The 11,688-nt window shown below is 38.8% G+C and carries 9 protein-coding genes; 4 read left to right on the forward strand and 5 right to left on the reverse strand.

Features of this window, described 5'->3' with window-relative positions; genetic code table 11:
- The first annotated feature begins 381 nt into the window (after positions 1 to 381).
- Positions 382 to 2,706 (forward strand): elongation factor G, encoded by a 2,325-nt coding sequence (fusA, locus tag AOB46_RS16460; protein ID WP_241489232.1) that lies wholly within the window; start codon positions 382 to 384, stop codon positions 2,704 to 2,706.
- Between the two features lie 137 nt (positions 2,707 to 2,843).
- Here fusA and AOB46_RS16465 read toward each other — a convergent pair whose 3' ends face one another.
- Positions 2,844 to 4,382, reverse strand: coding sequence for a SulP family inorganic anion transporter (locus AOB46_RS16465; RefSeq protein WP_062701378.1), 1,539 nt, complete (start codon positions 4,380 to 4,382; stop codon positions 2,844 to 2,846).
- 586 nt (positions 4,383 to 4,968) lie between these two features.
- Here AOB46_RS16465 and AOB46_RS16470 point away from each other — a divergent pair.
- Positions 4,969 to 5,400: a helix-turn-helix domain-containing protein gene (locus AOB46_RS16470; protein WP_062701380.1), complete on the forward strand. Its 432-nt coding sequence runs from the start codon at positions 4,969 to 4,971 to the stop codon at positions 5,398 to 5,400.
- Positions 5,401 to 5,411: 11 nt separating this feature from the next.
- The gene (locus AOB46_RS16475) at positions 5,412 to 5,759 is read left to right on the forward strand and encodes a hypothetical protein (RefSeq protein WP_062701382.1); all 348 of its coding nucleotides are present in this window, start codon (positions 5,412 to 5,414) and stop codon (positions 5,757 to 5,759) included.
- A gap of 1,124 nt (positions 5,760 to 6,883) precedes the next feature.
- On the opposite strand, the gene AOB46_RS16480 is transcribed toward AOB46_RS16475, so the two are convergent.
- The 3 genes from AOB46_RS16480 to AOB46_RS16490 all read right to left on the reverse strand — a co-directional run bounded on the left by AOB46_RS16480 (position 6,884) and on the right by AOB46_RS16490 (position 9,298).
- The gene (locus AOB46_RS16480) at positions 6,884 to 7,120 is read right to left on the reverse strand and encodes a hypothetical protein (RefSeq protein ID WP_062701384.1); all 237 of its coding nucleotides are present in this window, start codon (positions 7,118 to 7,120) and stop codon (positions 6,884 to 6,886) included.
- A gap of 128 nt (positions 7,121 to 7,248) precedes the next feature.
- Complete coding sequence (locus tag AOB46_RS16485) at positions 7,249 to 7,692, reverse strand: hypothetical protein (RefSeq protein ID WP_062701386.1); 444 nt, start codon at positions 7,690 to 7,692, stop codon at positions 7,249 to 7,251.
- An 88-nt stretch (positions 7,693 to 7,780) separates the two neighbouring features.
- Positions 7,781 to 9,298, reverse strand: coding sequence for a TROVE domain-containing protein (locus AOB46_RS16490; protein ID WP_062701388.1), 1,518 nt, complete (start codon positions 9,296 to 9,298; stop codon positions 7,781 to 7,783).
- 386 nt (positions 9,299 to 9,684) lie between these two features.
- Between AOB46_RS16490 and AOB46_RS16495 the strand changes: the two genes are divergently transcribed.
- Positions 9,685 to 10,140, forward strand: coding sequence for a VOC family protein (locus AOB46_RS16495; protein WP_062701390.1), 456 nt, complete (start codon positions 9,685 to 9,687; stop codon positions 10,138 to 10,140).
- Positions 10,141 to 10,341: 201 nt separating this feature from the next.
- Here AOB46_RS16495 and AOB46_RS16500 read toward each other — a convergent pair whose 3' ends face one another.
- Positions 10,342 to 11,688 carry an SWIM zinc finger family protein gene (locus AOB46_RS16500; protein ID WP_062701392.1) on the reverse strand — a complete coding sequence of 449 codons (1,347 nt, stop codon included), beginning with the start codon at positions 11,686 to 11,688 and terminating at the stop codon, positions 10,342 to 10,344.

The following is an 11,688-nucleotide window of genomic DNA, read 5'->3' on the forward strand; positions in this document are numbered from 1 at the left end:
TTTCAATCATCAACAAGTGTTTAATTTTCATTTCTTCCCAAAGATAAAATTTTTATCATAAATGCATCACTTTCATTATATCTTTTAAGATATTTTAAGATTTTTTTATGGATCAGACCGGTTATAAAGGATAGACTTAAAAATATCTTTAACCAGATTTCGTAAAAAAATGTTCAAAAAATTTTTGACAATTGAAAAAAAATTATAATTTCGCAACCGATTATCAATCAATAATGTCAACAAAAATGATAAATATTATAACTTTAAGCAATCCTGTCAGAGCTGTGTACTTTGGCAGCACTGAATATTTATCTGAATAGTTCTGTAGATCTTTTTTACTAAAAATATGTTAAAAGACCTCTCTGTTCAGACAGGTCTTTTTTGCTGCCCAATTTTCAGACTTTAACCCATCAGAAATTCTGGTGTCCGGTTACGTTTTGCTCTGAAATATACCATATCATCATTCATCAGTTTGATCTCCTATATACATCGTATAAGAATTATAAACTGACAGAAATCCTTCAGGCCGGAAATTTCCCGGTCCGGGAACTGCTATGCATTTTTCAGAAGAAACTTACTTCACCGTACTCCCAGAAACTGATATTCAATAACATAAAATCAACCATATCATTCAACAACATGAAATACAATACACGAAATATAGGAATCATAGCACACGTAGACGCAGGAAAAACCACTTTATCAGAAAGGCTTCTTTATTACACAGGACTTATTCATAAGATCGGCAATGTAGATGACGGCAATACTACTATGGATAAAGACATCCAGGAGAAAAACCGGGGAATTACCATTTCATCGGCTGCTGTCTCTACCCAATGGAAAAAAGGAGGAAATGTATTCAATATTAATATCATTGATACGCCGGGCCACATTGATTTTGCGGTAGAAGTGGAACGCTCTTTAAGGGTTCTGGACAGTGTAGTCGCTGTTTTCTGCGCTTCTTCCGGAGTACAGCCGCAAACCGAAAACGTATGGTTCCAGGCAGAGAAGCACGGTATTCCAAAGATCTGTTTCATTAATAAAATGGATAGAACCGGAGCGGATTTCTTTAGTGTTTTAAAAGAAATTGCAACGAAGCTCAATACCATTCCGTTAGCATTGCAGATTCCAATAGGTGCTGAAGACCATTTTGAAGGCGTTATTGATCTTGTGAAAAAGAAAGCGCTTTACTGGATTGATGAAACCGGGGAAACTATTGTGGAAAAAGAGATTCCGCAAAGCTATATCCAGGAAGCTGATGAATACAGAGCTAAGCTGATGGAAACCCTTGCAGAACATGATGAAGCACTCTTTGAAGTTTTTATGGAATCTGAGCAGGAGGCTTCCCTGGAAATGATCACAGCTTGTATACAGAGAGTTTGTACAGCAAGACTGGCAGTTCCCGTTTTATGCGGTTCTGCTTTTAAAAACAAGGGAGTTCAGCCGCTTCTGGACGCAATTGCTGATTATCTTCCCGCGCCGGAGAAGCTTCCACCAGTTCAGGGCAAAGATCCAGGAACCGGAGAAGCTATTGAAATAGAAAGAAATAGAGCGGCCTCTTTCTCAGGAATCGTTTTCAAGGTAGTGATTGATAAACATATGGGAAGGCTTGCCATGCTCCGTATCTATTCCGGAACGATACAACCGGGCGATACTGTGATGAATGTAAGAACCGGGGAAAGTTTCAGAATTTCCAGAATTCTGAGAATGCAGTCGGATAAAACATTATCGACCGATGAAGGGAAAGCAGGCGATATTGTTGCTTTAACAGGTATAAAAGATGCTAAAACCGGGGATTCCCTGTCTGCATCTGAGAGCCCTGTTCTTCTGGAGTCTATTACGATTCCGGCTCCTGTGATAAGGGTTGCCATAGAGCCTAAAACAAACAGTGATGAAAAATCTTTCGGTTTAGTTCTGGCTAAAATCCAGGAAGAAGATCCTTCCCTGGTTGTGGAAAGAGACGTCCAGACGGGAGAAACTCTGTTAAGCGGCCTTGGTGAACTTCATCTCGAAGTAACGCTGGAAAAAATCCGTCTGAATCACGGAATTGAAGTGAATCAGGGGAAACCCAAAGTTTCCTACCGTGAGATCTTAACGAAAGGACATACCTTCAGGGAAAAGTTTTCTAAACAGAACGGAGGAAGCGGGCAGTTTGCGGATATTACGTTTGAAATCGGCCCCAGAGAAAATAATGAAGCCGGCTTAGACTTCACCAGCCTGATTAAAGGTGGTGCTATTCCCGGTGAGTTTATTCCTTCTGTTGAGAAAGGATTCAGAGAAGCTATGGAAAGCGGACCGTTGAAAGGGTATCCACTGGAAAGCATGAGCATCAGGCTTCTGGACGGATCTTTCCATCCGAATGACTCGGCAGCCCTGGATTTTGAAATCGCCGCAAGAGACGGTTTCAGAAATGCAGCACGGGCATGTTCTCCTAAATTTATGGAACCCATCATGCAGGTGGAGATCCAGAGTATTGAGGAATATACGGGAGCTATAACAGCGGATATCAGCCGCAGAAGAGGAATTATCACTTCCATTGATGAACGTTCAGGAAGAAAAATCTTCACAGCGGAAATTCCATTGGCTTCTACGTTCGGATATATTTCTGATCTGAGAACATTATCCAGCGGAAGGGCTTCCATCAGTATGAAATTATCCCACTATGCTCTGGTGCCGGATTTCATTGCTGAAACATTAATAACCTAAACAACAAGGGCTGTAAAGTGATTTTACAGTCCTTGTTCCGGTTATATGGATATTTTTTTTCGGGTATAATTATTTTAAATGAATATCGGCATTATTCCGCTGATGACACGTTTAATCTTTTAAGGTTGATTTTTTTCTTATTTTTCCGGCATCACCTTATAGGTAGGATCGTCCTGAATATTCACTTCAATCACGGCTTCTGCATTTCCCAGTATTTTACGGCAATCTTCACTGAGATGACGGAGGTATAATTTCTTATTCTGCTGGCTGTACCGTTTTGACAGTTTATCCAAGGCGTCAATTGCACTCATATCTACAATACGGCTTTCTTTAAAGTCTATAACTACTTCATCCGGATCTCCGGCAGGATCAAATTTATCAGTAAATGCAGTTACGGAGCCAAAGAACAGGGGGCCATATATTTCATAGTGTTTAACTCCGTTTTCAGTAATATATTTTTTTGCACGGATTCTCTGGGCATTGTCCCAAGCAAAAACCAATGCAGAAATAACAACTCCAACCAGCACTGCCAACGCCAGATTATGCAGAACAACAGTGATTAAAGCCACAGTAATTCCTACAAATATATCTGATTTCGGCATTTTATTAACAATCCTGATGGAAACCCACTGAAAGGTGCTTATGGAAACCATCATCATCACTCCTACCAAAGCGGCCATCGGAATTTTCTCGATAACAGGGGCTCCGAATAAGATAATCAGTAAAATCATCAATGAAGCTACGATTCCCGATAGTCTGGCTCTTGATCCTGCATTCAGGTTCACTAAGGTCTGTGCTACCATGGCACATCCGCCCATTCCTCCAAAAAATCCGTTGGTGATATTAGCAATTCCCTGCGCAACAGATTCTTTATTGGCATTTCCTTTTGAATTGGTGATCTCGTCTACCATAGACAGGGTCAGTAAAGATTCAATCAGGCCCACACCGGCCATTATCAGCGCATAGGGAAAAATAATCTGTAAAGTTTCCCACGTGAAAGGCAGCTTCGGGATATGAAAGTCAGGAAGGGTTCCACTGATATGGGCAATATCGGCTACTGTTTTTGTCTGAATTCCAAACCCTAAAACAACAGCAAACAATACAATAATGGCGGCCAATGAAGCAGGAATTGCTTTTGTTATTTTCGGAAAGAAATAAACCACGGCGATCGTAAGCGCTGTAAGCCCTCCCATAATGTATAAAGGCATGCCGTGAAACCAGCTGACTACCCCACTGCTGTCTGTAATCTTAAACTGTTCAACCTGAGCCATAAAAATAATTACTGCAAGCCCGTTCAGGAAGCCGTACATAACAGGCTGGGGAATCAGTCTTACAAACTTTCCCAGTTTAAAAATTCCGACCAGCATCTGAAAGATTCCGGCCAGGGCAACTGCGGCAAAAAGATATTCTACACCATGAGATTTTATCAGGGCAATCAGTACAACAATGGTGGCTCCGGCTCCCCCGGATACCATTCCGGGGCGGCCTCCCAAAACTGCAGTAACAAGCCCCATCATAAATGCTGCATAAAGACCGGTTAAGGGAGACAGCCCTGCCAATATAGCAAATGAAAGTGATTCAGGAATCATGGTCATTGCAACCGTAAAGCCTGCCAGCAGTTCATTTTTATAATTAATTTTTTTCGAAAAATCGAATAAGCTTATGGTATTTTTCATTGAGGGACAAAGGTAGGTACTCAACAGATTGTATACAATTATTCTCATTCGGTTTTTTATTTTGGATTTAATTCTTTTTGCTTATTCAGATTAATTAAAATGTTAATTTTCATTAAAATTTACATTTTGAGAAGTTTTTTATAATTTTTAATTAAATTTGAGGATTAACAAATAGATTATTGAACGGCAACTCAAAAGTTTAAAGTAAAATCATAATCTATTTTTATATTTAGAATTATTACGAATAGAATTGCATGAAAGATCTTTAAAAGGTTATATTTGATTCATACCGGACTGTGAAAAAGAAGTTTGAACCAGAGGTCTGCTAAGTAAATTATATGAGAAGAGTTTGCTTTATGTAAAATTTAAAGTGAATGATTTACAGATAAAAATAACCTGAAAACTAACGGAAGACCGTTTAACTGATTGTATCTTTAAGTCATCCACCTGAACATTAAAAAGAACAGGAGGAATTATCATTGTACATCAGTCTGAACTTTTCTCAACAAACTAACTCTGCCCATCACTGCTGTATCAGGTATAATGATTTATTTTTCCTAATGCGTTAATCATAAAATATTGATACATGTTATACAAAGAAATTCATATCGGAAAGTTTATTAAAGAGATGGTTGATGAAAATGAAGTACCGATGGAAAGGATCTGCAATTTCCTCAATAAAGATGAAGAGTTCATAGAAAATGTATATTCCAGCAACTCAATAGATACTGAACTTCTCCTGAGATGGAGCAAGCTGCTTGAGTATGATTTTTTCAGGCTTTACAGTTCACACCTTATTCTGTATGCGCCTCCTTCAGCGGTTAATAAAAACCATAAGAAGTCTGAAAAAATCCCTTATTTCAGAAAAAACATCTATACCCAGGAGATCAAGGATTTTATTATGAGAAGAATTTCTTCAGGAGAAATGACCCACAGTGAAGCCATCAAAGAATATTCTATTCCTAAAAGTACGCTTCACCGCTGGTTTCAGAAAAGCAATGACAATACTAACGGATAAACAGAAATATTATGCGTCCCAATTATAAGAAAATTTACCATGATATGCTTAAGCTGGAACATCCTGAAAAATTAAAGGATCCCAAGATCAGAGAACTTCTTGACAAGCTTCATACAACAGAAGATGTTCTGAACTTCAATGAAAAGATCTTTGAACAGTCCCGGGAGAGCCAGAAAAGCAATCAAAGGCTGAAGACCTATGATAAAAAAACAATGTTTAAACTTTTACAGTATCAGCAGAAGCATGGTTTTACTACCAGCTACATGTCCAGAAAATATAAAATAAGCAGAACCACGATCTCCAACTGGAAAAAGACTTTCGAGGAGGAGCTTAAACAAGTATTAAATGCCGGAGAATAATTTCACCGGCATTTTTTTGTTAAAGGTTACATCCGTAAAAAGCCAGTTTTCATACCGGAATCGAACCGGATAGCTCTGCCGGAATACCCGGCTCCACTATTCCCCCAAAGGGATGATGCGATGGAACTTTTTCCTGACGACACTCTATTTTAAAACAAGGCGACAACTGAATGTGTAATGCGTGCTCTAACCAGCTGAGCTACTCTTCCTGTCCATCGTATTTTGTGGAAGAGGCGGGACTCGAACCCGCGTCCCCGTCGTAATGAGCGAAGTAACACTATTCAACGGCACTTGTTATTGGGACAGATAAGGCAAAAGGCGAAAAAAGTATGCTCATTGAAGAGCGCCGCTCTTACCCATTATGGCAGTGAGCCGGTAATTCGACATCTGCGTGAGACTTGCGTTTTCTGACAGAAAACTTTTACCCTGCCGGATTTCAACCCAGCTTCGCTGATCCGGTCGCCCGGATTACGCTACCTTAGGACCGTTATAGTTACGAAGTAACTTTTTTCTACGACACTTATCTGTTTTATTTTATAAAAAAGAGGCAAAAAGCGAAAAGACAGACGTGCACCTTTTACCTTACTGTTCTTCAGGATTATTGCACTTTTATTAAATTTTGACGTCTAAATTTTTATTCGAAGTAAGCCTTTTCTACAGCACTCTTTTTTTGCATCAGAGTAAAATATCTGAATCTTTCTTTGCCACCTGCTCTGCCTTCTGAGCTACATTCCGTTTACAACAGGAATGACAGGAATTGAACCTGCGTCTGATGGTTTAAATCGAAGTACAATTCTGAAACAACATCTGATGTTTATTTTTTTCTACAATACAGTTTTTTAACAATATCATTATTATTTTTAATCAAGGTAGCAGGGTCAGGATCTTCCGTGCATCTGCTCTACCGTCTGAGCTACCTCTCCTTTTCGAGGGAGTGGGCAGGAATTGAACCTGCGACCCAATGTTCATATTCCCGAAGTATGATCCCGAAACGACACTTGTTTTTTTATCAGGGCTACAGAACAAACAGACGTTCACAACAGAGTGTTCCCTTTTTTACACCATCTGCTATGCAGAGCAGGATTCGAACCTGCATTACTGTTACCCGACGAAGCAATTCTGTTTTACGGCACCTGTTTTTTTATTTTCCATTGTGCTTTCCTGTATTTTTTCCAGTTTCGCTGAAATTTACTGTGCTTTGCATTGACCACTTCAAAGCCGTGTGGAAAACACCGGGAGCATCCCATTTCATCACCGTATAAAATTCTGGAAACCTGTACACCGGAAATTTTCACCGGGAAATCAATCAATCCATATTCATTGATTCCAAACGTTTGTCTTAAAGCTTTAATTTTTTTCATGAGTATTGGGTATTTACCTCAATACACAGCTTCTTTAAGACATGGTTTATAATGATTCATGGTTATTAGTTTTGTATGCTGCAAATTTATATTGCTGCTGCGCATTCTTTTTACGCAGTTTAGTTTTTTTAAATACTTATATATAGTTTTTGCCCTTTTGTGATGATCTCTGACACAAATTTTTTAAAAACGGGATAATAGAAGTTTTCAAAGTCTTCATACAAATATTCTTTCCGGTCGCAGTTTTTAATAGATTCCAAGGTCTGTAGAAAATCATCTGCATTAAGCTCAGTACATTGAGCACTGATATCCTGCCAGCCGATACATTCATTATTTTGTCTCACAAATTCAGGCAGCTTGTTGTATTCTTCCGGGGTGATCCCTTCATAAAACCAATAATTTAAATATCCTCTGAAAGTTCCCCCTCCGAAGAGTGCAGCTTCCCATCTGCCTTCTGATTCCGTCAGAAGCATATATTCTTCACCGCAATCAGGAACTCCACAGCATGGACACAGACAAAGACGTGTTAAATCTTCCTTTATAAAAGGGGTTCTGTTTTCGTTTTCGGACATAGCAATCAGTATTTTGTCAAGGAATCGGGTGATGAACCAATCTGGTTATTGTAAGAATAATCATTATATTTTTAAAAAGCAGTGCCTTTTACAGCACCACTTTTTTAATCATCTGAATTACAGATTTATGGTCTTCCAAAGCATTAAGCACATCGAAAACTTTATCAGACCAGCCTGCAATCAGATATACATCATTTTTTCTGACATCAAGCGGCTGTATACCGTAACCTCCCAGATCGAAAATATACAGTCTGGCATTGGGAGCAATTTCTTTATACCGGTTCCATAAACTTTCAAAAGAATCTTGGGTTCCGTTACTGTTCCAAAGCTGAGTATCCGTAAACAACATCACTTTATCTGCTATTTCTCTTGTACTGATCAGGTCTTTAATCACCAGATAACCGTTGGTGGAATAACCAACCTCTCCTGCACGCTTGTAAAATTCGTCTACGTTTCTCAGGATACCGCTTTTAGGTACCGGAATTCTTTTCCAGATGTCTCCGAACATTCCCGTAATAACATTTTTACACTGCGACTGCAGGATCATGGACATTAATAATCCTATATCGTAAAGCAGCACTTTACTTTTTGGTGAAACAGGAATCTGCATGGATCCGGAAACATCAGCTGCAATGACCACAGAAGTATCGAAGCCAAAACCTTTGATGTTTTCCGCACTTACTTTCACTGCATTTTCCAAAGCTTCCAAAACGGATGACGAATATTTTGATTTTGTGTTTTTTAATTCTCTATAAGCCGCCAGAAATCTGAACGGAAGCTGTTTTGAATTTTTTACGGCTTTTTCATCGGAAAGGTAACGACATATTTTTTCCATAGCCTCTGCTGAGACTTCAGCCTCTAAAATATTTCTCAGGTTCCTCAAAGTAGCCATATAGCCTAATTTGTTACTGAAAATAAGCTCCTCCCATTTATTTCTGAATGCTGATTTCTTTTCCGCTTCATCCGCAAATTTGGTCTGTCCTAATACGGAAAGTTCAACTTCCCAGGTATAAGGAACTGTCAATGTACCATTTGCAATTTTATTAAAAACTGCCTGCTGATCTTGATCTTTTGCTTTTGGATGAACCAGAAATAAAGCATCTTTTAAAGTTACGTCTGTTTTTCGGTTGTATTTAGCAAACTGGTACTCATCAAATCTATTGAAGGATTTTGCAAGACCTTTCTGAATCTGCTTTGAAAGTTTATTCAGTTTTTTAAGGCCTGCTCTTTCATTCGCTATCTGATAATAGGCCAGTAATTCGGTGATTTCATCGGCTCTCTGAATGACTCCATCTACGGTTCTGCTTACAAGGTCTGTCCCGGAAGCTTCCTTGGCCAGTTCTGCTGTCAAAACCATAGGAACTGAGCGCAGGTGCATATTTTTTCTTGCATATACAGCCAGTTTTGCTACAAATTCAGGATCATTTTTCCTGATCAGTGACTGAATTCTGGTTAGTCTTTCATTCCCTTTCTCGTAAGCTGCATTTGATAGTCCTGTTGTAACAACAGCACTGTATAATTCTTCGGCAGGGGTTATGGAATAAGCTTTTGCCCCTTCATGGTTCATTACGGATTCCTTTTCTTTTCTTAAAAAATTAAATTTCATGGTTACTGTTTTTACTGTTAAACATAAGGAAAATCAAAAACTGGCTTTCTGATTTCTGATGCAAAGTAAAATCCTTATCGCGCAATGTTTTTGCGCAGTATGCTTTTTTTGTTTTTTTTTTGTTTTTTTGAGATGAAGTTATCAGAGAAAGCATCATTGCACCGATACACGGATTTTTTATTTTTAAATTGCCCGCAGATTAGGCAGATAAGCAGATTTTTTCTTCAGCAATAAGTAAAAGTTAAAAGTTACTAAAAACCAATAATGGATTTACTGCTTTTAATGATATACAATTCATCTATTATTCATTTTATCTAAAAGAATGGTTAATACCTGCTTTTCACCGTTACATTAACTAGTTTTGTTTCTATTAAAAATCAGTAATAATGATCAAAGGATTATATGAAACTCATGTTCAGGTAAGTAACCTGGAGAATGCGATCCGGTTTTATACGGAAATACTGGGATTAAAGCTGGCTCATAGGGATGAGACACGCCCTATTGCATTTCTGTGGATTGGGGAAAGAAAAGAATTTATGCTGGGGTTATGGGAACAAAAAGAGAATCTCCAGACGAGACATTTTGCTTTTTCCAGCAGTAAAGAAGATATTTTGAATTATTCGGTGGAGTTTTTAAAAAAGAAAGACCTTAAGCCTTACAATTTTCTGAAAGACGGAATTGATAAACCTATGGTTTTTGCATGGATGCCGGCTCTGGCAATTTATTTTAATGATCCTGACGGAAATCAGCTTGAATTTATTTCTATACTGGAAGGCGAAGGAAGGCCTGAACTGGGCGTGATTTCTTATGAAGAATGGCTAGAAACACAGCAACCAGCCTGAGTTGAAAATATGGAAGAAGGAAGATTGAAGTTACTTCCGGTTTATTGAAGGGAATTGTAAAATGGAATGATCTTAAATAACCTTCAAAATTCCCTTTTCCGGTTTTCCAATTCTGGTCCGTCAAAATCAGAAATTCTAATCCCCGGACTGAATTTACTAAAATAAAAAAACAGACTGCTATTCAATCTGTTCTTTGCTTTTTCAGGAAATCTGTATTATTTTTTTTACGGCCAGCATATGTCTGCACGGGCCTCTTTCTCCCTGGTATTTACTGAACCATTCACAGGTACATCTCTCTTTTTCCTCTTCAAGAATAACGGTATGATGCACACCACTCCCCTGTACACGGGCTTCTGTTCTTGTAGCATTGCTGTTCAGAATTTCCACTTTGCCTTCATCAATCAGTTTCTGGGCATTTTTCATCCTTGGATTCAGACTCATGATACGGCTGAGCCTGAATGGCAATCTGCGGTAGAAGAATCCATTGTCATCAAGGTCATACCCCAGTAATCCCATTGCCGCTAATCTCCCTGTAAGATTTTGTGTTTTTTCAAGGCTGATATTTTCGCCTAAAGCAAAAGCTGAAGGATTGAAGGATTGATTGGCATAAGCATATTTATCCAAAGCATCAATCCACTCATCAGAGACTTCACTGATGAGGCTGTCCAGTACAGCTCCTTCTCCTGAAAATCCCCTCCAGCATTCTCTTGACAATGAAAAGCTGAACCTGATGTTTCCTATATAGAGCTGCCATGTTGTAGAATGCATGTCTGCATGTGCAAAAACCTTCATCTGATCAATATAAGGCAGTAGAGGCTCAAGCAGACGTAACCTGTGAAGGCCCCCAACACACACTGAATCTGCCGATTTTACCGGTGAAAACATGGGTTTATTTCCTCTAACGATCAGATAATAATCCGATTTTACAATTCCTTTGGGTATTCCCCTGAACAGCTGCTGCGTCTGGATCTTATTGAAATTGTAAAGGTTCTCCGATTCTGAAAGATAGATCTGAACGGTACTCAAACCTTTAATCCATTTAACAGGCAACGGTACTTTTCTCTCCACTATTTTCTCTTCTTCCTTGTAAAGCCCCATTTCTTTTTCTCCAACAGAGAGCATGATCTTTTCATTGGGACGGATGCTTCCTAAGGCAGTAATCATGGGCTGATTAAAGTCTACATTGGTGGTTCCGTTTTCCAGAAATTCTCCATCCAGACCATCCGGTAATACATCAACTCTTGCATATACTCCCGCACAGTGAGAAAATCCTTCAAAGCGAAGACGTCCGTTCCCGACAGTAACAATAGGATCTTTAAGCATAGCCATCTGAAACGGTGACAGATTAAAACTGGATTTCACAATATTGGAAAGTGCAATCAGACATCTGGCCAGAATAAATGGCTGGCTGACATTTCCCCAGAAAAAGCAGGGCGCGTCTGTTTTTTTCTGAATCTCACTGTATCTTGCCAGAAAGAGTTCTTCAGAAATATCTTTTTTTACCAGAGACGAAGGTCTATGATAGTTGTAAGTAAGCATATCTTCCAT

It is taken from the genome of Chryseobacterium indologenes (assembly GCF_001295265.1).
In the GTDB taxonomy this organism is placed as follows: Bacteria; Bacteroidota; Bacteroidia; order Flavobacteriales; family Weeksellaceae; genus Chryseobacterium; species Chryseobacterium indologenes_A.

Bases quoted from the DNA above. Each gene is read 5' to 3' on its own strand.
- AOB46_RS16465 (WP_062701378.1), bottom strand. From the start codon at position 4,382: ATGAAAAATACCATAAGCTTATTCGATTTTTCGAAAAAAATTAATTAT.
- AOB46_RS16470 (WP_062701380.1), top strand. From the start codon at position 4,969: ATGTTATACAAAGAAATTCATATCGGAAAGTTTATTAAAGAGATGGTT.
- AOB46_RS16475 (WP_062701382.1), top strand. From the start codon at position 5,412: ATGCGTCCCAATTATAAGAAAATTTACCATGATATGCTTAAGCTGGAA.
- AOB46_RS16480 (WP_062701384.1), bottom strand. From the start codon at position 7,120: ATGAAAAAAATTAAAGCTTTAAGACAAACGTTTGGAATCAATGAATAT.
- AOB46_RS16485 (WP_062701386.1), bottom strand. From the start codon at position 7,692: ATGTCCGAAAACGAAAACAGAACCCCTTTTATAAAGGAAGATTTAACA.
- AOB46_RS16490 (WP_062701388.1), bottom strand. From the start codon at position 9,298: ATGAAATTTAATTTTTTAAGAAAAGAAAAGGAATCCGTAATGAACCAT.
- AOB46_RS16495 (WP_062701390.1), top strand. From the start codon at position 9,685: ATGATCAAAGGATTATATGAAACTCATGTTCAGGTAAGTAACCTGGAG.
- AOB46_RS16500 (WP_062701392.1), bottom strand. From the start codon at position 11,688: ATGGAAGATATGCTTACTTACAACTATCATAGACCTTCGTCTCTGGTA.